This window comes from Sulfitobacter sp. SK011 (genome assembly GCF_003352065.1).
Taxonomy (GTDB): Bacteria; Pseudomonadota; Alphaproteobacteria; order Rhodobacterales; family Rhodobacteraceae; genus Sulfitobacter.
The window spans coordinates 3,008,208-3,030,515 of the sequence record NZ_CP025803.1 but is presented as its reverse complement, the minus strand read 5'-3'; the positions used below and the strand labels follow the sequence as shown (position 1 = coordinate 3,030,515).

Below are 22,308 nucleotides of genomic sequence, written 5' to 3'. Positions count from 1 at the left end.
GTCAATAAAAAACGCATTATCCTTGGGTGGTTAACCCGTAAAGGACGCGAATCCCCATGCCCAAAGTAGGAATGGAACCCATCCGCCGCTCGGCACTGGTCAAAGCGACCATCGCTGAGATCGGTGCCGCGCATTCTCTGGACGTGACGGTGGGTCAGATTGCAAAGCGTGCGGGCATGTCCACAGCACTGGCACATCACTATTTTGGCGGCAAGGATCAGATATTTCTGGCAGCCATGCGCCATATCCTGGTCGAATATGGTGCCGAGGTAAGGGCGCGGTTGACGCAGGCGCGCGGGCAACGGGCGCGGGCGCAGGCGATCATCATCGCCAGTTTTGATGACACCTGTTTTGCCCCTGACACGGTCAACGCCTGGATGACGCTTTATGCGGCCTCGCGGACCAACAAGGATACCAAACGTCTGTTGCGGCTTTATCAGCGGCGCCTGCGGTCCAATCTGACCCATGCATTACGGGGCTTAAGCGCGCATCCGATTGCGGACGCCGACACATTGGCAGCGCTGATTGACGGGCTCTATTTGCGCGCGGCGTTGTCCGACCGTGGCACCGCCAATGCGGCGCGGGCCAGTGCGCTGTCGACACTCGATCTTTTGCTGAAAGACCCGGCATGACCAAGCCGAACATATTGATCCTGATGGTGGATCAACTGAACGGAACGCTCTTTCCGGATGGTCCGGCAGACTGGTTGCATGCGCCAAACTTGAAAAAGCTGGCTGCGCGGTCCACCCGATTTCGCAATGCCTATACCGCATCGCCGCTTTGCGCGCCGGGGCGGGCGGCCTTCATGTCAGGCCAATTGCCTTCGGCGACGGGTGTTTATGACAATGCGGCAGAGTTTGCATCGTCAATCCCGACCTATGCACATCACCTGCGGCGTGCCGGCTATCACACTTGCCTCTCTGGCAAGATGCATTTTGTCGGTCCGGATCAACTGCACGGGTTCGAAGAGCGCTTGACCACCGACATTTACCCGGCTGATTTCGGCTGGACGCCAGATTATCGCAAGCCGGGTGAACGCATCGATTGGTGGTATCACAACATGGGGTCGGTGACGGGTGCAGGCGTGGCCGAGATTTCCAATCAGATGGAATACGACGATGCGGTGGCCTTTGAGGCGACGCGCAAAATCTATGACCTGTCACGCGGCCTGGATGACCGCCCGTGGTGCCTCACAGTCAGCTTTACGCACCCGCATGACCCCTATGTGACCCGCAAGAAGTATTGGGATTTATACAAGGATTGCGACCACTTGCAGCCCGACATTCCAGCGATGGATTATGCCGATCATGACGCCCATTCGAAACGTATCTTTGACGCAAACGACTGGCGCAATTTCGACATCACATCCCAGAATGTCGAAAAATCGCGCCGCGCCTATTTTGCCAACATCAGCTATCTCGACGACAAGGTGGGCGAGATTCTGCAGACACTGGAAGACACCCGGCAAGAGGCGATCATCGTCTTTGTCTCCGATCACGGTGACATGCTGGGCGAACGCGGCCTGTGGTTCAAGATGTCGTTCTACGAAGGGTCCTCCCGCGTGCCGATGATGATCTGTGCGCCGCAGATGCAACCGGGCTTGCAGACCACCCCGGTCAGCAACATTGATGTCTGCCCAACCCTGTGCGACCTCGCGGGTGTCAGCATGGACGAAGTGACGGCATGGACGACAGGGCAATCTCTGGTGCCCATGGGGCAGGGTGTTGACCGCACCGAACCCGTCGCCATGGAATACGCGGCCGAAGCGTCTTATGCACCCATGGTCTCTTTGCGGTACGGCAAATGGAAATTCAACCGCTGTGCGCTGGACCCTGATCAGCTTTTTGATCTGGACGCCGATCCGCATGAGCTGACCAATCTCGCCGAACATCCCGACCATCAGGGCACACGGACCACCCTGCGCGCCAAATCAGAGGCGCGCTGGGATCTGGAAGCTTATGACGCTGATGTGCGCAAGTCGCAGGCCCGCCGCTGGGTGGTCTATGAAGCGTTGCGCATGGGTGGCTATTACCCCTGGGATTATCAACCGCTGCGCCAGGCATCAGAGCAGTTCATGCGCAACCATATGGACCTCAATGTGCTTGAAGAAAACAAGCGGTTTCCACGCGGGGAATAGCCCCCCAGTTTCATTGTTCTTAAAAATACACATGCACTCCCGCCAAGAAAGACACCTTCATGCCTTATGATACTCAACCCAAAGCCAGCCATTTCATCAACGGGCAATATGTTGAGGATACCGCCGGTACGCCGATTGATGTGATCTATCCGGCCACCGGCAAAAAGATCGCGACCGTTCATGCGGCCACCCCAGCCATCATCGAACAGGCTATTGTCGCGGCAAAGACTGCGCAGGCTGCATGGGCGCTGATGACCGGCACCGAACGGGGGCGCATCCTGCGCCGGGCAGCGGATATGATCCGCGAACGCAATCATGATCTCAGCGTGCTGGAAACCTATGACACCGGCAAACCCTATCAGGAAACCAGTGTGGTGGATGCCACCAGCGGGGCTGATGCGCTGGAATATTTTGGCGGTATGGCGGCCACGCTGACCGGCGAACATATCCAGTTGGGCGAAAACTGGGTCTATACACGGCGCGAACCATTGGGTCTGTGTGTCGGTATCGGGGCATGGAATTATCCGACGCAGATTGCCTGCTGGAAAGGCGCACCAGCACTTGCCTGCGGCAATGCGATGATTTTCAAACCGTCCGAGACAACACCGCTTTGCGCCCTGAAGGTCGCGGAAATCCTGCACGAGGCGGGATTGCCTGCGGGCATCTACAACGTGGTGCAGGGCATGGGCGAGGTCGGCGGCGCATTGGTCACGGATCCGCGTGTCGACAAGGTGTCTTTGACGGGGTCGGTGCCAACGGGCCGCAAGGTTTACGCAGCGGCGGCGGCGGGGATCAAACATGTCACGATGGAACTGGGCGGCAAATCCCCGATGATCGTGTTTGACGACGCCAATATCGAAAACGCTGTCAGTGGCGCGATATTGGGTAATTTTTACAGTTCGGGTCAGGTCTGTTCCAACGGCACGCGGGTTTTTGTGCACAAAGCGATCAAAGAGGCTTTCTTGAAGCGCCTGACCGAACGTCTGGGCACCGCCGTGATCGGCGATCCGATGGACCCCGCCACCAACTTTGGCCCGATGGTATCAGAGCGGCAGATGAACATCGCGTTGGGGTATGTGGAAAAAGGCGAGGCCGAAGGCGCGCGGCTGGTCACGGGCGGCAAGCGGGTGGACTGCGATGGGTTCTACATGCAGCCAACTGTATTTGCCGATGTGACCGACAATATGGTGATCGCACGCGAAGAGATTTTTGGTCCCGTCATGGCGGTTCTTGATTTTGAGGATGAAGAAGACGCCATAACCCGTGCAAATGATACGGAATTTGGGTTGGCGGCGGGCGTGTTTACCAATGACCTCAGCCGCGCGCACCGGGTAGCGGCGCGGTTTGAGGCGGGCACCTGTTACATCAATACCTACAATGATGCGCCGGTCGAGGCCCCTTTTGGCGGGGCAAAGAATTCAGGTGTGGGCCGTGAAAATTCCAAGGCTGCGATCAATCACTATAGCCAGTTGAAATCGGTGTTTGTCCGCATGGACGACGTCGAAGCGCCATTTTAAGCGCTGCAAAGGACACATTAAATGAACGCGGAATTTGTGATTGTAGGGGCGGGCAGCGCGGGCTGTGCGATGGCGTATCGGCTGGCGACGGCCGGACGCAAGGTCATTGTGATCGAACATGGTGGCACGGACGCCGGCCCGTTTATTCAGATGCCTGCCGCACTCAGCTATCCGATGAACATGAAACGCTATGATTGGGGCTATCGCTCTGAACCCGAGCCACATCTGAACAACCGCCGCCTGGTCTGTCCGCGCGGCAAGGTCATTGGTGGGTCGTCGTCGATCAACGGCATGGTCTACGTGCGCGGACATGCGATGGATTTTGACCATTGGGAAGAGGCGGGTGCGCGCGGTTGGTCCTTTGCCGATGTGCTGCCCTACTACAAGCGGATGGAAACCTGGCATGACGGTGGTCATGGCGGTGATGCAACCTGGCGCGGCACAGATGGGCCGTTGCACGTCAGCCGGGGGCCGCGTGACAATCCGCTGTTTGACGCATTTGTGCAGGCAGGTGCGCAGGCCGGGTATCAGGTCACAGACGATTACAACGGCCAACAACAAGAGGGCTTTGGCCCGATGGAACAAACCGTCTGGGCAGGGCGGCGATGGTCTGCGGCCAACGCCTATCTGCGGCCCGCGCAAAAGACCGGGAATGTGCAGATCCTGCGCGCCCTGGCGCAGCGTGTGGTCATCGAGGATGGCCGTGCTGTGGGCGTAGAGGTATCGCGCGGTGGCCGGATTGAGGTGATCGGGGCAGAGCGTGAGGTCGTGCTGGCCGCGTCCTCGATCAATTCGCCTAAGCTCTTGATGTTGTCGGGCATTGGCCCCGCCGCGCATCTGGCCGAACATGGCATTGAGGTGGTCGCGGACCGTCCCGGCGTCGGTCAAAACCTGCAAGACCATCTGGAAATGTACATCCAGATGGCCGCATCGCAGCCGATCACGCTTTATAAATACTGGAACCTGCTGTCCAAGGCGGTGATTGGCGCGCAATGGCTTTTCACCAAGCGCGGCATGGGGGCGTCGAACCAGTTTGAATCCGCGGCCTTTGTTAGGTCAAAACCCGGTGTGCCGTACCCGGATATTCAGTATCATTTCCTGCCCATCGCTGTTCGATATGACGGGCAGGTGGCACCAGAGGGGCATGGGTTTCAGGCCCATACCGGTCCCATGCGATCCGCCTCGCGGGGCAGTGTGTCGCTGGCGTCATCCGATCCCGCCGCTGATCCGTTGATCCGGTTTAATTACATGTCAGAGGAAAGCGACTGGGAAGATTTCCGCACCTGCATCCGCCTGACCCGAGAGATTTTTGCGCAAGAAGCGTTCAAGCCCTTTGTCAAAAACGAAATTCAGCCCGGATCCGATGCGCAAACGGACGCGGAACTGAACGCCGTGATCGCCGATCATGCGGAAAGTGCCTATCACCCCTGCGGGACCTGCCGGATGGGCCGGGCAGACGATAAAAACGCGGTTGTCGATCCTGAGGCGCGGGTCATTGGTGTCGAGGGTCTGCGCGTCGCAGACAGCTCAATCTTTCCCCGTATCACCAACGGCAACCTGAACGCGCCGTCGATCATGGTTGGCGAAAAGGTGTCAGATCACCTGCTGGGGCTGGACCCCTTGCCGCGTGCCAATGACGAACCCTGGATGCATCCGAATTGGCAGGTGTCGCAACGCTGATCGCTGTAAATTTGCGTTAACATTTATTAACAAATGCTATTGATGGTGGGGATTTGCTCCGCCATATAGGCCAAATGTTAAGGATTTGTTCACGTTTTGCTCTCATTGCGGCGCTGCTCCTCGGCGCTTTGCCTGCCATGGCAGAGATCACCGGCAAAGTGCGGGTGATTGATGGTGATACGCTCGACGTGGGCCAGACCCGCATTCGGTTACATGGCATTGATGCGCCAGAAAGTGATCAACCCTGCACGACCCTGTCAGGCCAGAACTGGGCCTGCGGTGATTGGATCACCCGACAGGTGCGTGACCGATTTCAGGGGGCTAAAGTACGCTGCGAACCCTTGAGCAAAGACCGCTATGGCAGGACAGTGGCGCGTTGTTTTGTGGATGGCACCGACATTGCAAAAGTGCTGGTGCAAGAGGGTCTGGCCTTTGCCTATCGCAAGTATTCGCTTGACTACGATCTGGATGAAAAGGCCGCCTATGTCGCCAACAAAGGTGTGCATGGGTTTGTGCTGCAATCGCCCGCACGCTATCGGCTGACGCGGATCAAAGGGCGGGTGGGCGATGACCCGGACTGCCAGATCAAAGGGAATATCAGCGCCTCAGGCAAACACATTTACCACATGCCGGGTCAGAAATTCTATGACCGCACCGGCATCGCGCCCGCAAAGGGCGAACGCTGGTTTTGCTCAGAGGCGCAGGCCAAGGCATCAGGCTGGCGGCCTGCAAAACGCTGATTATTCAATGCGGTACGGCAGGACGCTGCGCATGTTCGGATCGACCACCAATTGACGTTCAAGCGGCGGTACTGACCGTTGGTGACATTCTTTGCGCTCACAAATACGGCAGGAAATGCCGATCGGTTCAAACGCTCCATCGCGGCCAACATCCATCCCATCGGCATAGACAATCGCCGAGGCATGGCGCACTTCGCAGCCCAATGCGATGGCATAGCGCCGCACCGGCGCACCAAAGCGGCCCGCCGGTTTCGAGATGTCGCGCGCAAGACTGATATACCGGACGCCATCGGGCGTTTCAGCCAGTTGGCGCAAAAACCGCCCCGGCGTTTCAAAGGCGCTGTGCACATTCCAAAGCGGACAGGCCCCGCCAAAGCGCGCAAATTGCAGGCGGGTGGCAGAGTGGCGTTTGGTGATGGTCCCGGCCTGATCCACCCGCACAAAAAAGAACGGAATGCCCTTGGTGCCAGGTCGTTGCAGGGTGGACAGTCGGTGCGCCACCTGTTCAATCGACGCGCCAAAATGCCCGGCCAGTACCTCCAGATCATGTCGGCAGCTTTGAGACTTGGTGTGAAACGCGCCGTAGGGCAGCAGGGCGGCCCCGGCAAAGTAATTGGCCAGACCGATCTTTGCGATGTCACGGGCAGCGGCACTGTGAAAGCGCGCCAGATCGAGGGTCGCTTCAAGAAGCGCGTCCTGACGGCTGAGAGCGACCTGCAGCAACAGCTGAAATGTCTGGGTTTCGGGGGCGGCACGGGCCGAAATGCGCAGGATGTTTTGGGCGGGATCAAAGCTGCGCAACGCATCCGTGTCGGTAAATTCGATGGTCACGCCGGCATCCGATAATGTCGCAACCGCAGAGGCGCGGGTGTTGCGGTGGCCGCCCTCGCGGCTGGCAAAATGCTCTGCGGCGCGGTCCACGGCGTCAATGTAATTGTCGCAGTAATGAAAGAAGTCGCGCACTTCCTCCCATGGGCTTGGACTGGCGCGGGCATCTTCACGGCCCAATGCTTCGTCCAGTGAGGCCAGGCGTTCGTGGGTTTGACGGTAGTTCTGGTGCAATTCCAGAAAGGCGCGCGCCAACCCTGGCGCGTTAGACGCGGCAAGACGCAGATCCGCCAGCGGCGGCATGTCCCCACCAAAGACCGGATCGGCCAATGCCTCGCGCATGTCGCTGACCAAACGTTCGCCGTCGCCGGTGCTAAGCTCGGTCACATCCATCCCAAATTCGGAGGCCAGCGCCAGCACGACCGTCGTGCTGACGGGACGGTTGTTGTTTTCCATCTGGTTGAGATAGGGCAGGGACACGCCAAGCCGGGCGGCAAAGTCTTTTTGGGTGAGCCCCACCTTGGTGCGCAGTTCACGCAACTTGGCCCCGGCATATAGTTTCTGAATGGCCATGATACGCCCTTTGCAACTTTGCAGATGGCCAAGTCTAGCTTTGCAAACTGTGTGTCGCAAGGTGGGTCGCGTGGATTAACCCTGCTTCAAAGCCAATGCCTTTTCGCGGCGCACGACCACCCATATCGAACAGACGCCCGCCATGGCCGTAAGCAACATCAGCCACAGCAGCGGATAGGCCCCGGTTTCAGGGGTCAGCAACGCGCCCGCCAACACGGCAAGGGCCGAGCCGCCGCCGATCATGATGGCACCACCAAGGCCAGATGCGGTGCCTGCCAGATGCGGGCGCACCGAAAGCATGCCTGCGGTGGCATTGGGAATGCACAGGCCATTGCCCAGGCCCACCAGCGTCATCATGCCAAAAAAAGTGATTGCCGTGCCGTAGCCAGCCAAAAAGATCAGCAGCGAAACGGCCCCGCCGAATGCATTGGCCAGACACCCCCAAAGCACCAACTTGTTGATGCCAAACCGCGTGGCAAATCGCCCGGTGATGAAGTTGCCGACGAAATAGCCAACCGCGGGGGCGCCAAAATAGATGCCCAGCCAGAATGGGCTGAGGTTGAAAACCACGCTGCCCACAAAGGGTGCGCCGCCCAGATAGGCAAAAAACGCGCCCGAGCAGAAACCAGACGCCAGCGCGTAGCCCCAGAAACGGGGGGACCGCAGCAGTTCGGGGTATTCAGAGAATTGCTCAAACAGTGATTTGCCTGATGCCCGCGCTGTTTCGCCCATGTCGACCCAAACAAGGGTCATGACTCCGACGCCGATCACAAACAATGCCCAAAAGGATGCCTGCCAATTGAACAATTCTTCCAAAAGCCCACCCAGGGCCGGGCTGACCATCGGGACCAAAGCCATGCCCATGGTGACATAGCCAATGACGGATGCTGATTGATCCTGAGTATAAAGATCGCGGATCACGGCGCGGCTCAGAACCATGGCGGTGGCGATGATCGCCTGACCGACCCGAAAGATCAGAAAAACCGCGGCATTGGGGGCAAAGATGCAGCCCAGCGTGGCAATCAAGAACAGGCCCAGCCCCCAGAGCATCACCTTGCGGCGTCCCAAATTGTCCGAAATCGGGCCGATAAAGAGCTGCATCACCGCGCTGCACAGCAGATAAAGCGGCACGGAAAGCTGCATCACGGCATAGTCGGTGCCAAAGTATTCTGCCATTTGCGGCAGACTGGGCAGGAAGATGTTCATTACGATGGCTGACATGCCTGCCAGCAGGATCAGGGTGGCGATGTGCGGCGGCGTGGTTCGATCCAGAAACCGGATCTGCGGTGTATTATCCATGCAAATGCAAGTAGTCCTGTGGCGTGACCTTGTCCATTGCGCATTGTTATTTTTGCTAATTTGCAATTAACAAGCGACCTGCTGAATAAACTTTGCAAATTTGCATAATTGACCTTTGGTTGTGCCGCCTGCTTCGCTAATATGCCGCAAACTCAAGACGGGCCACATAGGGGAGCACCATGAAAGATATTCTCGAACAGCTGGAGCAGCGGCGTGAAACGGCCCGTATGGGTGGTGGTCAAAAACGGATCGACGCCCAGCATGCGCGCGGCAAGCTGACAGCCCGTGAGCGGGTTGAACTGCTGCTCGACGAAGGCAGTTTCGAAGAATTCGACATGTTCGTGACGCACCGGTGTACCGATTTCGGTATGGAAAAACAAAAGCCTGCGGGCGATGGCGTGGTCACCGGGTGGGGCACGATCAACGGGCGGCTGGTCTATGTGTTCTCTCAGGATTTCACGGTATTTGGCGGGTCGCTTTCTGAAACCCATGCGCAGAAGATTTGCAAGATCATGGACATGGCGATCCAGAATGGTGCGCCTGTCATTGGCATCAACGATTCAGGTGGCGCGCGCATTCAGGAAGGGGTGGCAAGTCTTGCGGGCTATGCCGAAGTGTTCCAGCGCAACATCGAGGCCAGCGGCGTGATCCCGCAGATCAGCGTGATCATGGGGCCGTGCGCGGGCGGGGCGGTCTATTCGCCTGCGATGACCGACTTTATCTTTATGGTCAAAGACAGCTCTTACATGTTTGTGACCGGCCCTGATGTGGTGAAAACCGTCACAAACGAGGTTGTCACTGCCGAGGAATTGGGCGGTGCCAGCACCCATACCCGCAAATCATCTGTGGCGGATGGGGCGTTTGAAAACGATGTTGAGGCTTTGGCCGAGGTGCGGCGTCTGGTTGATTTCCTGCCCGCCAACAACCGCGAAAAGCCGCCCGTGCGCCCGTTCTTTGATGATCCGGAACGGATTGAGGCATCGCTGGACACGCTGGTGCCTGCAAATGCGAATGCGCCCTACGACATGAAGGAATTGATCCTCAAGCTGGGTGACGAGTGCGACTTTTACGAAATTCAGGAAGATTTCGCCAAGAACATCATCACCGGCTTTATCCGCATCGAAGGGCGCACCGTGGGCGTAGTGGCAAACCAGCCGATGGTGCTGGCGGGATGTCTGGACATCGACAGCTCGCGCAAGGCCGCGCGGTTTGTGCGGTTCTGCGACGCGTTCGAAATTCCGATCCTGACCTTGGTCGACGTCCCCGGTTTTTTGCCTGGCACCTCACAGGAATATGGCGGCGTGATCAAACACGGCGCTAAACTGCTCTTTGCCTATGGCGAGGCGACCGTGCCGATGGTCACGGTGATCACCCGCAAGGCATACGGCGGAGCCTATGACGTGATGGCGTCCAAGCACCTGCGGTCTGATTTCAACTATGCCTGGCCCACAGCCGAGGTTGCCGTGATGGGCGCCAAGGGTGCGACCGAGATCATCCACCGCGCTGATCTGGGGGATGCCGACAAGATCGCGCAGCACACAAAGGATTACGAGAACCGCTTTGCCAATCCTTTTGTGGCCGCCGAGCGCGGGTTCATCGACGAAGTGATCCAGCCGCGCGCAACCCGCAAACGGGTCGCCCGGGCGTTTGCGTCATTGCGAAATAAGAAGGTCGTGATGCCGTGGAAGAAGCACGACAACATTCCGTTGTGAGCACTCCTATGCCTATTCACCCTTTCTTAAATACCGTCCGACCTCTCGGTCAGGCGCAAAGCACAGTGCATAACCGGTGTCGGAGGCGTAAGGCAGGCGCGACGACCACCCATGGCAGGTGGGCCATGGGCGCATCTTTCAGGGGAAATGATTGATGTCTAAGGTGTTCAAAAACCAATCCTTCACCATCGCCCACGCGGACTCCGGCACCTTCAAAGGCGCGGGTCTCCGCCCCTTCTTCGAATACCGCGATCTGGGCATCAAATCCGCGACCAAGGGGGCCTACGGTGCCCATGTCATCCGTGCTGTGCCGGGCATGGAAAGCCCCGGCACTTGGCATTCCCACGACCTTGATTTCCAGATGGTCTATGTCACCCAAGGCTGGGTGGTGTTCGAATACGAAGGCGAGGGGGAACATACTCTGCGCGCAGGCTCCTGCGTTCTTCAGCCCCCCGGCATCAAACACCGTGAAGTGCGCCATTCCGATGATATGGAACTGATCGAGATTATCTCACCCGCCGATTTCCCCACGCAGGACGAAGATGCGCCATGAAAGCTGTGTTTCTAGCCCTGTTCCTTGCCGCCAGCCCGGCTCTCGCCATTGATGTGCCATCGGGTCAGCCCGTTGAGTTGCAAGAGGTGCTGGTCGACGATGTGGGCGGCCAGACATGGCTGCGGTTCCGCTTTGTGGCCCCGGAAATTGCCCGCGATGGTGGCAGCATCGACAATGAAGCGGCGGCCCCGGACATGATGCATCTGTGCGCGTCGGTGGCGTTGCCCTACATCACGCAATATGACCTGGACGGGCAGATCATCGTGGTATCGCTGGCCGATCGCGTGACGGAATTTGGCGTCCCAGATCCCGATGCAACACAATTTTTTGAAGCTTTCCGGGCCGATGGCGACACCTGTATTTGGGAAGGGCTGTGATGAAACCACAATATATACGGCAGAGGGCTGCGATTCGCCCTAAAAATGAGGCTTTGGAGTCACAATGCCGCCGATTGGTTGAAACCCGGTATCAATGGCAAATCACTTCTTGTAACGTGCGGGCAAGGAATACCCACGTATCCCTTACCTCAGAATCGGGGCGCGCGATGCATCAAGCAGTGTCGCGCCCCATTAACAACGACAGGAGACTTAAATGTCAAAGAGCATTAAATTGCTGGCAGCTTTCAGCTTTGTTGCTGCCATTTCTGCATGTGCAAGCCAGCAGGACGATGACTACGTTGTGGTCGCACCCGAGCCTATCTCGGTTGAGCCTACGTACACAGGCAAGTACAAGTAATACCACTTCAGGGCAGGCGTCCGCGCCTGTCCTGACCTTCGCTGCGCGTGCTGGCAGCCCCGATATGAGGGGGCTGTCATGTTAGATTATATGCTCAAGCACCGCGGCTTTCCCGGGCGACTGCCGGGTACAGATTTCCAATTCACCATACGACGTGCGAACCCCAAAGGGGCGACGCCTTTGACCGTGCGCGAACGCCGGTCTGACCGGCGTGCTGCTGACAGGCGTGCTGACATCGGGTTCATGAAGGCGTTGTGGGACGCATTTGGCGATCAGCCGTTCGAGCGCGGCAACCTTGATGCCGGGCGCCTTTCGTGGCTGTTTGGTCGCGAGGTTTTGCCGGCCACAGATCCCTTTGATCCCGCCCATTATGAGGCCATGCTGGTCATCAACGAAGATGTCGCACGCGCCGCCTTTCCTGATGCGTTTGAGGATTGATCGGCATGTTGTCGCTTGGCCTCTCCTCCTATCAGCAATCCTCAGCCGATTCTTGCGCAAGTAAGACGGCGCGCTTGGCGCGCGCGTCCGTTTCGGTCAGCATCAGTTTTGCTACGGGTAAAGTCCTTTGGATTTCGCCTTATGCACACCAAGACCATACCCCTTCCCTTTACGGGCAGCGTGTCGAAGCTTCGGCATTGCTGCCCGATTTTTACGGGGGGCGGGGTTTGGGCCCGATGATCGGGCACAGTCGACCTAAAGATGCAGCCAAGCGGGAAATGGGAGAAACCCAGCGCATTGGCCAAGCAAACAAAAGCAGTGAAGGAACAGGTATATGTCTATTCGGAACATCATTTTGGGGCTTACGGCCTGCGCGGGCCTTGCGGCATGTGGCGACACCCTGGGCGAGCAGGCCCTTGGCGGCGGTGCCATCGGTGCGGGTGCAGCGGCCCTTACCAGCGGCAGCCTTTTGCAGGGTGCGGCCATCGGTGCGGCGGGCAATATTGCCTATTGCCAGCTCAATCCCGGCAAATGTCGCGGGTATTGATCCCGCTGATTTAGCTGAGGAACAATTACGGGCTTCAGTGGTTTACGCTAGAACGAGATACACCAAAGGAGATCGTAAATGCCCATATCGAAACTTATTCTTGCAGTCGCAGTCTGCGCGGGCCTTGCGGCCTGTGGCGACACGTTGGGTGAACAAGCGCTCGGCGGTGCCGCAATCGGCGCAGGTGCGGCCGCCGTCACCGGTGGCAGCCTTGCGACCGGTGCGGCCGTTGGTGCAGGCGCTAACGTGCTTGCCTGCCAGACAGAAGTCGTTAACTGCACCTGATGTAACTTTTCTGCGGGTCGGAAACCGGCTTTCGCAGAACAAGAACATTTCTAAATCAACCCCGCTCGGCTTTGTGCCGCAGCGGGGTTTTTGCGTTTTCCTCAAGACCCAGAAGGACACTCCATGTTCAAGAAAATCCTGATCGCCAACCGGGGCGAGATTGCCTGCCGCGTTATCAAAACTGCCCGCAAGATGGGCATTGGCACGGTGGCGATCTATTCGGATGCAGACGCGGATGCCCTGCATGTCCAGATGGCGGATGAGGCGGTGCACATCGGGCCACCCCCCGCCAATCAGTCCTATATCGTCATCGACAAGGTCATGGCAGCGATCAAGTCATCGGGGGCCGAGGCTGTGCACCCCGGCTATGGTTTCTTAAGCGAAAACAGCAAGTTCGCCGAGGCACTTGCAGCGGCGGGTGTCGCCTTTGTCGGGCCGCCTGTGGGCGCAATTGAAAAGATGGGCGACAAGATCACCTCCAAAAAGATCGCCAAAGAGGCGGGCGTATCGACGGTTCCCGGCTTTATGGGCATCATCGCGGACGCGGATGAGGCGGTCAAAATTTCCAACGAGGTTGGCTATCCGGTGATGCTCAAGGCGTCTGCGGGTGGCGGCGGCAAGGGCATGCGGATTGCGTGGAACGACACCGAGGCCCGCGAAGGTTTCCAATCGTCCAAAAACGAGGCCGCAAACAGCTTTGGCGACGACCGGATTTTCATCGAGAAATTCATTACCCAACCGCGCCACATCGAAATTCAGGTGCTCTGCGACAGCCACGGCAACGGCATCTATTTAAACGAACGTGAATGTTCGATCCAGCGGCGTCAGCAAAAAGTTGTCGAAGAAGCGCCCAGCCCGTTCTTGGATGAAGCGACCCGCAAAGCGATGGGCGAACAGGCCGTCGCATTGGCGCAAGCGGTGGGGTACACCAGCGCTGGTACAGTTGAATTTATCGTCGACGGCGAACGCAATTTTTACTTTCTTGAGATGAACACCCGTCTGCAGGTTGAACACCCGATCACCGAGTTGATCACCGGTGTTGATCTGGTGGAACAGATGATCCGTGTGGCCAATGGTGAGAAACTCAGCATCAAGCAAAAGGACGTCAAGATAAACGGTTGGGCGATTGAGAACCGGCTTTATGCCGAGGATCCCTATCGTGGTTTCCTGCCCTCCATTGGCCGGTTGACCCGGTATCGCCCGCCCGCCGAAGTTGTTGAGAAAACCCATATCGTGCGCAACGACACCGGCGTTTATGAAGGCGGTGAGATCAGCATGTATTACGATCCGATGATTGCCAAACTCTGTACATGGGCCCCCACACGGGCCGATGCGATTGAGCGGATGCGCGTGGCGCTGGATAGTTTTGAGGTAGAGGGCATTGGCCACAACCTGCCGTTTCTTTCGGCGGTGATGGACCATCCGATTTTTGTCGCTGGCGACATGACCACAGCGTTTATTGAGGAACAATTCCCTGATGGGTTCAACGGCGTGGAACTGGCCGAAACTGAACTGCGCCGGATCGCGGCTGCGACGGCAGCGATGCACCGGGTGGCCGAGATCAGACGTGCTCGGGTGTCGGGACGGATGGATAACCATGAACGCAAAGTTGGTTCAGACTGGAATGTCGCTTTGCAGGGTCAGTCCTTTGATCTGGTGATCAGCGCCGATCAGGAAGGGTCAACCGTGACTTTTGATGATGGGGCCGAACTGCGGGTCAGTGGCGCGTGGACACCGGGCGATCAACTGGCCGAAATGACCGTGGGAGATGCGCCGCTTATCCTGAAAGTTGGCAAAATATCCGGTGGTTTCCGCATTCGGACACGCGGGGCCGATATGAAAGTGCATGTGCGCACCCCGCGTCAGGCCGAACTGGCCCGCTTAATGCCCGAAAAAGTGGCTCCTGATACGTCCAAATTGCTGCTCTGCCCGATGCCGGGTCTGGTGGTGAAACTGAACGTCGAAGTGGGCGACGAGGTGCAGGAAGGTCAGGCGCTTTGCACGATAGAGGCGATGAAGATGGAAAACATCCTGCGCGCCGAGCGCAAAGGCGTGGTCAGCAAGATCAATGCCAATGCCGGCGATTCATTGGCGGTGGACGATGTGATCATGGAGTTTGAGTGATTTCCCCGACCCAACATAAACTGCGCCGGCATTGGCTAATTCAATTGCCAGAAGCACGCTCTTTTTCGTCGCGGATTTCACGCTGGCGCATCGGCATTTTGTCGATGCTGCGGGTGATCTCTCGGACGTCCCATGGAAACGGTTTGCGCAGTTTGACACCGCCATCTTTGCCCACAAGCACCAACATGAACCCACGGGGCCGCATTTTCAGCCGCAAGGGGCTGCGTGCTGCGGGGTCGGTATCGGTCAGGACAACCACATCGCGTTCAATGAGCGCGTTTTCACGGGCACGCAGCAATTCAAGCTGTTCGATAAAGGCAGGATCCTCCGCGCTGTCGGCAAATACAAGAACGGGGCGCTTTTTCCAGTGGAATTGGCTCAAATCGTTCATATCTGCTGTCACAAACAAGCTGTCCACCGGTGGCTCCGATGTCTCTTGGGTGGCCCCAGCCGTGGCAAATAAGGCTGTAAAAACAAGTGGTATAAGGCGTTTCATCGGTGCTCCTGTTTCACTTGATATAGATGTGTACCACGCGATTGCGATGCAAGTGTTGGGTCATTTTTGCATTAAGCACAATGCAAGAGGTTTTGGGGCATGAATGGGGTGATCCCTGTATCATGGCCGGTTGGGGCGGCCTGTCTTAACAGAATGGCCCGCTTTTTCATGGATATTATCTTGCATGTTGGTGCGCACCGCAGTGGGACAACCACATTTCAGCAGTATCTGCGCAGTCAATTCGCGGTATTAGAGGCGCAGTCGTTGGGTTTTTGGGGCACTTTGCGGACCCGCAAATCAGTGTTTCCCGGTTTGTTTGCAACGCCATCCACCCCCAAAGACGCCCGCAGGGCGCAGGGCCGTGTGCAGATGCATCTGGCTCGTGCGCAAAACGCCGGGATCAGAAAACTGCTGGTCAGTGATGAGAATATGATCGGCTCGGCGCGGCACTGTTTGCGGCAGGGCGCGCTTTATCCGGCCATCGGCGACCGGATGGCGCGTATTTCGGCAGCATTTGGTGGTCGCGTCAGCCGTGTGGTCCTGACGATCCGGGCGCAAGACCTGTGGTGGGCGTCTGCAGCGGCCTACACGGCGGCGCGCGGTCATCCGATACCGTCATCAGAACAACGCGATAAAATTGCCCAAAGCGCGCGCACATGGCGTGATGTGATCACCGATCTGGCCTGTGCTGTGCCGGATGCGACATTGGTGGTGATGCCCTTTGAGCAGGGCGCGGGCAATCCGAATTTGCTGTTGAAAGCGGCGACAGGTCTGGACGCCCCCTTTGGCGCAGAGGTCCCGTGGTTGAACCGGTCTCCGACCGCCCGCGACCTGCGCGGGCTGTTGGCAGATCAAGGCGCGGACATATCGGAAATTCCCGATAACCCATTGCGTTGGCAACCGTTTTCGCAAGAACAGACAGCAAAATTGCGCGAGAATTACGCAGATGATCTGCACTGGCTGACTGCCGGTGCGGATGGTCTGGCCACCCTGGCAGAAGACGACACCCGCAAAAGAGCAGGCACAAGCCAGCCTGCGGGCCACATGACAAGAGGACACGGATATAATGGCGGACAAGGATACATGGCGCACCCTGGCTGAGGCTGAACTGCGCGGGCGCAACCCTGAGGATCTGACGTGGAAGACGTTGGAAGGGATCGACGTCAAACCAATCTATACGGCTGATGATCTGGCAGAGGTGGATCATCTTGGGTCCGTTGCGGGTGCGGCCCCCTTCACCCGGGGGGTAAAGGCCACAATGTACGCGGGGCGTCCCTGGACCATTCGTCAATACGCAGGCTTTTCGACGGCAGAGGAATCCAATGCTTTCTATCGCCGTGGGCTCGCGGCGGGACAACAAGGTGTGTCTGTCGCCTTTGATCTGGCCACCCACCGCGGCTATGACAGCGACCACCCGCGCGTTGAGGGCGATGTCGGCAAGGCGGGCGTGGCAATCGATTCTGTTGAGGACATGAAGATCCTCTTTGACGGCATTCCGCTTGATAAGGTCAGCGTGTCGATGACCATGAACGGTGCCGTCATTCCGATCTTGGCGAGCTTTATCGTCGCTGGTGAAGAACAGGGGCACGACAAATCCGTGCTGTCCGGCACCATTCAGAATGATATCCTCAAAGAGTTTATGGTGCGTAACACCTATATTTATCCGCCCGAACCCTCGATGCGGATCATCGCGGATATCATCGAATTCACTGCCAATGAAATGCCGAAATTCAATTCGATTTCGATCTCCGGGTATCACATGCAAGAGGCGGGTGCGAACCTTGTGCAGGAACTGGCGTTCACCCTTGCCGATGGCCGCGAATATGTTCGCACCGCGATTGCCGCCGGTATGGACGTCGATAAATTTGCGCCTCGCCTGTCGTTCTTTTTCGCAATCGGCATGAACTTTTTCATGGAGGCTGCAAAACTGCGGGCCGCGCGTCTGCTTTGGCATCGGATCATGTCGGAATTTGAACCGAAGAATGTAAAATCCAGCATGCTGCGCACCCATTGCCAAACCTCGGGTGTGTCGCTGGCCGAACAGGACCCTTATAACAACGTTGTGCGCACCGCCTACGAGGCGATGAGCGCGGTGTTGGGCGGCACCCAATCGCTTCATACCAATTCGCTGGACGAGGCGATCGGTCTGCCCACCGATCATTCCGCGCGGATCGCCCGCAATACGCAGCTGATCTTGCAAGAAGAAACCGGGATCACCCATGTCGTGGACCCGCTGGCGGGCAGCTATTACGTTGAAAAACTGACCCATGATCTGGCCGAAGCCGCATGGAAGCTGATCGAAGAGGTTGAAGAGCTCGGCGGTATGACCAAGGCCGTGGCATCCGGCATGCCCAAGCTGCGCATCGAAGAAGCCGCCGCAACCCGTCAGGCGATGATCGACCGTGGCACCGAGGTGATTGTTGGCGTCAACAAATATCGCCGCGAGGCCGAAGACCCGATTGATATTCTGGATGTCGATAACGTCGCGGTGCGCCAAAGCCAGATTGAGCGGCTAAAAGGCATCCGGTCCAGCCGCGATGAGGCTGCGTGCACAGCAGCGCTCAAAGAATTGACGCGCCGGGCCGGTGAGGGCGGTAATCTGCTCGAAGGGGCAATAGAGGCTGCACGCGCGCGTGCAACAGTTGGGGAAATCAGCATGGCAATGGAAGACGAATTTGGCCGCCACCGCGCCGAGGTCAAGACGCTGGCCGGTGTCTATGGTGCCGCCTATGAGGGCGATGAAGGCTTTGCCGCGATCCAGAAGTCGGTTGAGGAATTTGCGGAAAGCGAGGGCCGCCGCCCGCGTATGCTGGTGGTCAAGATGGGTCAGGATGGTCATGACCGTGGGGCGAAGGTAATCGCCACCGCTTTTGCTGACATCGGCTTTGATGTGGATGTCGGGCCGCTTTTCCAGACCCCGGCCGAGGCCGCGCAGGATGCTGTGGACAATGACGTGCATGTGATTGGCATCAGTTCTCAGGCGGCGGGTCACAAGACATTGGCACCGCAGTTGATCAAGGCTCTCAAGGACGCGGGCGCTGAGGATATCTTGGTGATCTGTGGCGGCGTGATCCCGCAGCAGGACTATCAGTTCCTGTACGATGCCGGGGTCAAGGCGATCTTTGGTCCGGGCACCAATATCCCGACGGCCGCGCAGGACATTCTGAAGCTGATCCGCGCGACCCGGGCATGAACAAGCGCCCGACCATTGTGATCGGCATGGTGGCGGGGCTGATCTGGGCCGTTGCCGTCATCGGTGGGGCGATGCGGTTGAACATGCCCTTTGTTCCGGCACCGGTTGCCTTGCTCGGCGCGTTCTTTCCCGGTGGATTGGTGACATGCGCGATGATCGGTCGACTGGCACAGCGCCGTTTCTTTGATGATGAAATCATCGACGGGCAGGGTTTCACGCCCGGGTCAGCGGCATCGATTGATCAAAAAGTGCTGACCAACACCATCGAACAAATGGTGCTGGCGCTTGCGATCTGGCCGTTTGTGGCGCTCACATTGGGCGGGCAGGTGATCATCGCGATGGGGCTGGCCTTTGCGGTTGCGCGGGTGTTGTTCTGGGTCGGCTACCACATGTCGCCGCCGCTGCGTGGCTTTGGCTTTGCGGCCACGTTTTATACCACGGGCGTTGCAGCGCTTTGGTCGTTGGTGGTCTGGGCATTCTGAACACCCCCTCCGTTCAATCTTTCTTGCCTGACAAACGGCACCGCTGCTGAGGGGTAGAGGCGGCGTGATGGACGACATGAAAGATATGACCTACACAAAAACAGGTTTCTTAATGTGTCGCAGAGGATTGGCATGGAGTTGGATCACATCGCAGTGGCGGGTGCCAGTTTGGGTAACGCCACGGATCATGCAGCGCAGGCATTGGGTGTCCACCTGCAACCCGGCGGCCAGCACGATGTGTTTTACACCCACAATACACTGCTGGGGCTGGCGGATGGGCTGTATCTTGAGGCGATAGCGATCAACCCCGATGCGCCGGTGCCGGACCGTCCGCGCTGGTTTGATCTGGACCGGTTTCACGGGGCACCCCGCCTGACCAACTGGATCTGCCGATGTGATGATCTGGATGCGACATTGGCGGCGTTGCCAGATGGGTTTGGCAGCCCTGTCAGCCTAAGGCGAGGCAATTTGCGCTGGCGGATGGCAGTGCCTGCCTCGGGCATTCTGCCCTATGACAATTGCGCGCCTGCATTGATCGAATGGGAGGGCACGGCGCACCCCGCGTCCCTTTTGGCTCAGTCTGGATGCCGGTTGACGCAGGTGCATGTCTCACATCCCGATGCTGTGGCGCTTTGTAAGATGTTGGCACCTCACCTGAGCGATGAGCGGATCAGATATTCAACCGGTCCAGTCGGACTAACGGCGCATTTTGACACGCCTTCGGGCCCGCGAGTGCTGACATGAAAATCCGGGCCGCACATCCAGCAGACGCCGGGGACATTGCAGCGCTTTGGAATGCGATGATCCGCGATACCGATGCGACATTCACCACCCAAGAGAAAACCATCAAGGGCATTTCCGCGATGATCGCCGAGCGACAGGGCGCGTTCTGGGTCGTTGAGGCGGGCGGCGTGAATGGGTTTGTCACCTACGGCCCGTTTCGCAATGGGCCGGGATATGCCGCGACGGTCGAACACACGATCATTCTGGGGCAGCAGGCGCAGGGTCGCGGGGCAGGGCGCGGGTTGATGCGACAGGCCATTGCGGGGGCACGTGCGCAGGGCCATCACGTGATGGTGGCCGCGATCAGCGGTGCCAATCCCGGTGCCGTGGCCTTTCACGGCAAGTTGGGTTTTACGACTGTCGGGCAGATGCCGCAGGTGGGCCGCAAGGGTGGAAAATGGCTTGATCTGATTTTGATGCAGAAAATCATTTCCGGACCCTGACTTCCCCCCGACCCACAGGTATGATGGACCCATGTCAGTCTGGACCCGCATCACCGAAGCCATTTCAGCCCTTGCCACTGGCGAAGGGTTGTCGGCCGTTTTTGACCGCCTGCGTAGCCCGCCAGAGCGGTCGGTGGCCTTTACCATTGCAGTGATTGCGCTGGGGGCAAAAATGGCCAAGGCGGACGGTCTGGTGACCCGCGATGAGGTCACAGCGTTTCGCGAGGTGTTTCAGATCTCCGATGGCGATACCGCTGGGGCCGCGCGCGTGTTCAACCTTGCGCGCCAGGACGTCGCTGGTTTTGAAGAATATGCGCGCCGGATCGCGGATATGTTCCGGGATCAGCCCGAGATGCTGTGTGACCTGATGGAAGGGTTGTTTCACATCGCGATGGCCGATGGTACTTACCACCCAAACGAAGACGCGTTTTTGGTTGAAGTTGGCGAAATATTTGGCATGCCGGCCGAGAATTTCGCAGCGCTTCGGGCGCGGTTTGTGCCCGATACCTCTCCCTTGCCGCATAGCGTTCTGGGCATCGCACCGGGTGCCTCACTGCAAGAGGCGCGGGACGCGTGGCGCAAGCTGGTGCGGGCCAATCACCCGGATGTTCTGGTGGCGCGTGGATTGCCCGAAGAAGCGGTCAGAATGGCGGAAAAGCGCATGATTGATATCAACCGCGCGTGGGAAACCATCTCTGGCAAGGCCGCTTGATGCGGATCGCAACCTATAACGTGGAGTGGTTTTCGAGCCTCTTTAACAGCAATAACAAACTTTTTAACGATAATGGCTGGTCCGGCCGTTATAATGTTACGCGGGCCGATCAGACGGCGGCGCTGGGTGTGGTGTTTCAGGCGCTGGATGCCGATGCGGTGATGATCATCGAAGCCCCGGATCAAAACAGGAAACAATCGACCGTCAAGTCATTGGAGGCATTCGCCGCGCATTTTGGCCTGCGCGCCCGCGACGCGGTCATGGGCTATTCAAACGAGACACAGCAAGAGATTGCGCTGCTTTTTGACCCTGAAACTCTTGTGGCGTACCATGATCCGCAAGGCGCGTTTTCGGGTATGGAGGGGGCCACAGGTGCACCGCGCTTTGACGGGGCACTGCGCATTGATCTGGACATTGATGCGACCGAAGATCTGGTGGTGTTTTCAAAGCCACCGCTGGAACTGTCGGTGACAACCAAAACCGGTTTTGCCTTTCGGATGATCGGTGCCCATCTCAAATCCAAGGCCCCGCATGGGGCGAAAACGCCCGCTGAAGTCATGAGCTTTGGCATCGCCAATCGCCGCAAGCAACTGGCACAGGCAATCTGGTTGCGTGCCCGGATTGACGAGCATCTGGCCGCTGGTACGCCGCTGATTGTGCTGGGTGATTTAAACGACGGTCCGGGGCTTGATGAGTTTGAGAGCCTGTTTGGCCGGTCTTCAGTTGAAATTGTGATGGGTCATGACGGGCCAGGTGCACTTTTTGATCCGCATGCAAAACAGGCGCTCAGCCGGAAACTGGGGGCTGCGCCGACCTCGTCACGGTTTTGGATCAGGACAGAGAAAAGATTTCTGCAGGCCCTGCTTGACTACATCATCGTCACGGATGATTTTCGGGCAAAGGGGGCGAAATGGCGCATCTGGCACCCGCTTGATGACCCTACGTGTTGGGAAAATCCGCTATTGCGCGATGCGCTGGTGACGGCATCAGATCATTTTCCGGTCACGATAGATTTTGACGCATAAAAGTTT

Annotated in this window: 23 protein-coding genes; 20 read left to right on the top strand and 3 right to left on the bottom strand. The window is 58.0% G+C overall.

Annotated elements, in window-relative coordinates; all coding sequences use genetic code 11:
- Positions 1 to 56 precede the first annotated feature (56 nt).
- The 5 genes from betI (at position 57) to C1J02_RS14915 (ending at position 6,074) form a co-directional block, all read left to right on the top strand.
- A complete protein-coding gene (gene betI / locus C1J02_RS14935; protein WP_114879288.1) occupies positions 57 to 632 on the top strand; it encodes a transcriptional regulator BetI in 576 nt (191 codons plus the stop codon).
- Positions 629 to 2,137, top strand: a complete 1,509-nt coding sequence (gene betC / locus C1J02_RS14930) for a choline-sulfatase (RefSeq protein WP_114879287.1) — start codon at positions 629 to 631, stop codon at positions 2,135 to 2,137. Before betI ends, betC begins: the two co-directional genes overlap by 4 nt.
- A gap of 59 nt (positions 2,138 to 2,196) precedes the next feature.
- Positions 2,197 to 3,654, top strand: coding sequence for a betaine-aldehyde dehydrogenase (gene betB, locus C1J02_RS14925; protein WP_114879286.1), 1,458 nt, complete (start codon positions 2,197 to 2,199; stop codon positions 3,652 to 3,654).
- 21 nt (positions 3,655 to 3,675) lie between these two features.
- Positions 3,676 to 5,334, top strand: coding sequence for a choline dehydrogenase (betA, locus tag C1J02_RS14920; RefSeq protein ID WP_114879285.1), 1,659 nt, complete (start codon positions 3,676 to 3,678; stop codon positions 5,332 to 5,334).
- 137 nt (positions 5,335 to 5,471) lie between these two features.
- Entirely contained in the window at positions 5,472 to 6,074 is a 603-nt protein-coding gene (locus tag C1J02_RS14915; protein ID WP_254693114.1) for a thermonuclease family protein, read from the top strand.
- Here the strand turns inward: C1J02_RS14915 and C1J02_RS14910 are convergent, their stop codons facing one another.
- Entirely contained in the window at positions 6,075 to 7,475 is a 1,401-nt protein-coding gene (locus C1J02_RS14910) for a short-chain fatty acyl-CoA regulator family protein (RefSeq protein WP_114879283.1), read from the bottom strand.
- Positions 7,476 to 7,550: 75 nt separating this feature from the next.
- Positions 7,551 to 8,774, bottom strand: coding sequence for a multidrug effflux MFS transporter (locus C1J02_RS14905; RefSeq protein WP_114879282.1), 1,224 nt, complete (start codon positions 8,772 to 8,774; stop codon positions 7,551 to 7,553).
- Positions 8,775 to 8,953: 179 nt separating this feature from the next.
- On the opposite strand from C1J02_RS14905, the gene C1J02_RS14900 reads away from it, so the two are divergent.
- From C1J02_RS14900 to C1J02_RS14870, 8 genes are all read left to right on the top strand, one after another.
- Positions 8,954 to 10,486: an acyl-CoA carboxylase subunit beta gene (locus C1J02_RS14900; RefSeq protein WP_114879281.1), complete on the top strand. Its 1,533-nt coding sequence runs from the start codon at positions 8,954 to 8,956 to the stop codon at positions 10,484 to 10,486.
- A gap of 154 nt (positions 10,487 to 10,640) precedes the next feature.
- Positions 10,641 to 11,039 carry a cupin domain-containing protein gene (locus C1J02_RS14895; RefSeq protein ID WP_205389818.1) on the top strand — a complete coding sequence of 133 codons (399 nt, stop codon included), beginning with the start codon at positions 10,641 to 10,643 and terminating at the stop codon, positions 11,037 to 11,039.
- Positions 11,036 to 11,416: a DUF6497 family protein gene (locus C1J02_RS14890; RefSeq protein ID WP_114879280.1), complete on the top strand. Its 381-nt coding sequence runs from the start codon at positions 11,036 to 11,038 to the stop codon at positions 11,414 to 11,416. The genes C1J02_RS14895 and C1J02_RS14890 overlap by 4 nt, the downstream gene beginning before the upstream one ends.
- Positions 11,417 to 11,630: 214 nt before the next feature.
- Positions 11,631 to 11,774, top strand: a complete 144-nt coding sequence (locus C1J02_RS21080) for a hypothetical protein (RefSeq protein ID WP_205389817.1) — start codon at positions 11,631 to 11,633, stop codon at positions 11,772 to 11,774.
- A 90-nt stretch (positions 11,775 to 11,864) separates the two neighbouring features.
- Complete coding sequence (locus tag C1J02_RS14885; protein ID WP_114879279.1) at positions 11,865 to 12,212, top strand: hypothetical protein; 348 nt, start codon at positions 11,865 to 11,867, stop codon at positions 12,210 to 12,212.
- Between the two features lie 334 nt (positions 12,213 to 12,546).
- Positions 12,547 to 12,759, top strand: coding sequence for a hypothetical protein (locus C1J02_RS14880; protein WP_114879278.1), 213 nt, complete (start codon positions 12,547 to 12,549; stop codon positions 12,757 to 12,759).
- A 78-nt stretch (positions 12,760 to 12,837) separates the two neighbouring features.
- Positions 12,838 to 13,044 carry a hypothetical protein gene (locus C1J02_RS14875; protein WP_114879277.1) on the top strand — a complete coding sequence of 69 codons (207 nt, stop codon included), beginning with the start codon at positions 12,838 to 12,840 and terminating at the stop codon, positions 13,042 to 13,044.
- Positions 13,045 to 13,167: 123 nt separating this feature from the next.
- Positions 13,168 to 15,168 (top strand): acetyl/propionyl/methylcrotonyl-CoA carboxylase subunit alpha, encoded by a 2,001-nt coding sequence (locus C1J02_RS14870; RefSeq protein ID WP_114879276.1) that lies wholly within the window; start codon positions 13,168 to 13,170, stop codon positions 15,166 to 15,168.
- Positions 15,169 to 15,208: 40 nt separating this feature from the next.
- Here C1J02_RS14870 and C1J02_RS14865 read toward each other — a convergent pair whose 3' ends face one another.
- Complete coding sequence (locus C1J02_RS14865; protein ID WP_114879275.1) at positions 15,209 to 15,664, bottom strand: DUF4174 domain-containing protein; 456 nt, start codon at positions 15,662 to 15,664, stop codon at positions 15,209 to 15,211.
- 168 nt (positions 15,665 to 15,832) lie between these two features.
- On the opposite strand from C1J02_RS14865, the gene C1J02_RS14860 reads away from it, so the two are divergent.
- The 7 genes from C1J02_RS14860 to C1J02_RS14830 all read left to right on the top strand — a co-directional run bounded on the left by C1J02_RS14860 (position 15,833) and on the right by C1J02_RS14830 (position 22,302).
- Positions 15,833 to 16,765: a hypothetical protein gene (locus tag C1J02_RS14860; RefSeq protein ID WP_114880627.1), complete on the top strand. Its 933-nt coding sequence runs from the start codon at positions 15,833 to 15,835 to the stop codon at positions 16,763 to 16,765.
- Entirely contained in the window at positions 16,731 to 18,857 is a 2,127-nt protein-coding gene (gene scpA / locus C1J02_RS14855) for a methylmalonyl-CoA mutase (protein ID WP_254693113.1), read from the top strand. Before C1J02_RS14860 ends, scpA begins: the two co-directional genes overlap by 35 nt.
- The gene (locus C1J02_RS14850; protein ID WP_114879273.1) at positions 18,854 to 19,339 is read left to right on the top strand and encodes an MAPEG family protein; all 486 of its coding nucleotides are present in this window, start codon (positions 18,854 to 18,856) and stop codon (positions 19,337 to 19,339) included. Before scpA ends, C1J02_RS14850 begins: the two co-directional genes overlap by 4 nt.
- 132 nt (positions 19,340 to 19,471) lie before the next feature.
- A complete protein-coding gene (locus tag C1J02_RS14845) occupies positions 19,472 to 20,083 on the top strand; it encodes a VOC family protein (protein ID WP_114879272.1) in 612 nt (203 codons plus the stop codon).
- Positions 20,080 to 20,565 (top strand): GNAT family N-acetyltransferase, encoded by a 486-nt coding sequence (locus tag C1J02_RS14840; RefSeq protein ID WP_114879271.1) that lies wholly within the window; start codon positions 20,080 to 20,082, stop codon positions 20,563 to 20,565. The genes C1J02_RS14845 and C1J02_RS14840 overlap by 4 nt, the downstream gene beginning before the upstream one ends.
- A 31-nt stretch (positions 20,566 to 20,596) precedes the next feature.
- The gene (locus C1J02_RS14835; RefSeq protein ID WP_114879270.1) at positions 20,597 to 21,277 is read left to right on the top strand and encodes a molecular chaperone DjiA; all 681 of its coding nucleotides are present in this window, start codon (positions 20,597 to 20,599) and stop codon (positions 21,275 to 21,277) included.
- Positions 21,277 to 22,302 (top strand): endonuclease/exonuclease/phosphatase family protein, encoded by a 1,026-nt coding sequence (locus tag C1J02_RS14830; RefSeq protein ID WP_114879269.1) that lies wholly within the window; start codon positions 21,277 to 21,279, stop codon positions 22,300 to 22,302. Before C1J02_RS14835 ends, C1J02_RS14830 begins: the two co-directional genes overlap by 1 nt.
- Positions 22,303 to 22,308: the final 6 nt, after the last annotated feature.

What these genes read in the sequence shown, in the direction of transcription:
- C1J02_RS14890 (WP_114879280.1), top strand. Translation starts at nt 11,036, where the DNA reads ATGAAAGCTGTGTTTCTAGCCCTGTTCCTTGCCGCCAGCCCGGCTCTC.
- C1J02_RS14900 (WP_114879281.1), top strand. Translation starts at nt 8,954, where the DNA reads ATGAAAGATATTCTCGAACAGCTGGAGCAGCGGCGTGAAACGGCCCGT.
- C1J02_RS14840 (WP_114879271.1), top strand. Translation starts at nt 20,080, where the DNA reads ATGAAAATCCGGGCCGCACATCCAGCAGACGCCGGGGACATTGCAGCG.
- C1J02_RS14865 (WP_114879275.1), bottom strand. Translation starts at nt 15,664, where the DNA reads ATGAAACGCCTTATACCACTTGTTTTTACAGCCTTATTTGCCACGGCT.
- C1J02_RS14910 (WP_114879283.1), bottom strand. Translation starts at nt 7,475, where the DNA reads ATGGCCATTCAGAAACTATATGCCGGGGCCAAGTTGCGTGAACTGCGC.
- betC (WP_114879287.1), top strand. Translation starts at nt 629, where the DNA reads ATGACCAAGCCGAACATATTGATCCTGATGGTGGATCAACTGAACGGA.
- C1J02_RS14875 (WP_114879277.1), top strand. Translation starts at nt 12,838, where the DNA reads ATGCCCATATCGAAACTTATTCTTGCAGTCGCAGTCTGCGCGGGCCTT.
- C1J02_RS14845 (WP_114879272.1), top strand. Translation starts at nt 19,472, where the DNA reads ATGGAGTTGGATCACATCGCAGTGGCGGGTGCCAGTTTGGGTAACGCC.
- C1J02_RS14860 (WP_114880627.1), top strand. Translation starts at nt 15,833, where the DNA reads ATGGATATTATCTTGCATGTTGGTGCGCACCGCAGTGGGACAACCACA.
- C1J02_RS14915 (WP_254693114.1), top strand. Translation starts at nt 5,472, where the DNA reads ATGGCAGAGATCACCGGCAAAGTGCGGGTGATTGATGGTGATACGCTC.
- C1J02_RS21080 (WP_205389817.1), top strand. Translation starts at nt 11,631, where the DNA reads ATGTCAAAGAGCATTAAATTGCTGGCAGCTTTCAGCTTTGTTGCTGCC.
- betA (WP_114879285.1), top strand. Translation starts at nt 3,676, where the DNA reads ATGAACGCGGAATTTGTGATTGTAGGGGCGGGCAGCGCGGGCTGTGCG.
- C1J02_RS14850 (WP_114879273.1), top strand. Translation starts at nt 18,854, where the DNA reads ATGAACAAGCGCCCGACCATTGTGATCGGCATGGTGGCGGGGCTGATC.
- C1J02_RS14870 (WP_114879276.1), top strand. Translation starts at nt 13,168, where the DNA reads ATGTTCAAGAAAATCCTGATCGCCAACCGGGGCGAGATTGCCTGCCGC.
- scpA (WP_254693113.1), top strand. Translation starts at nt 16,731, where the DNA reads ATGGCGGACAAGGATACATGGCGCACCCTGGCTGAGGCTGAACTGCGC.
- C1J02_RS14880 (WP_114879278.1), top strand. Translation starts at nt 12,547, where the DNA reads ATGTCTATTCGGAACATCATTTTGGGGCTTACGGCCTGCGCGGGCCTT.
- betI (WP_114879288.1), top strand. Translation starts at nt 57, where the DNA reads ATGCCCAAAGTAGGAATGGAACCCATCCGCCGCTCGGCACTGGTCAAA.
- C1J02_RS14830 (WP_114879269.1), top strand. Translation starts at nt 21,277, where the DNA reads ATGCGGATCGCAACCTATAACGTGGAGTGGTTTTCGAGCCTCTTTAAC.
- C1J02_RS14905 (WP_114879282.1), bottom strand. Translation starts at nt 8,774, where the DNA reads ATGGATAATACACCGCAGATCCGGTTTCTGGATCGAACCACGCCGCCG.
- C1J02_RS14885 (WP_114879279.1), top strand. Translation starts at nt 11,865, where the DNA reads ATGCTCAAGCACCGCGGCTTTCCCGGGCGACTGCCGGGTACAGATTTC.
- C1J02_RS14895 (WP_205389818.1), top strand. Translation starts at nt 10,641, where the DNA reads ATGTCTAAGGTGTTCAAAAACCAATCCTTCACCATCGCCCACGCGGAC.
- betB (WP_114879286.1), top strand. Translation starts at nt 2,197, where the DNA reads ATGCCTTATGATACTCAACCCAAAGCCAGCCATTTCATCAACGGGCAA.
- C1J02_RS14835 (WP_114879270.1), top strand. Translation starts at nt 20,597, where the DNA reads ATGTCAGTCTGGACCCGCATCACCGAAGCCATTTCAGCCCTTGCCACT.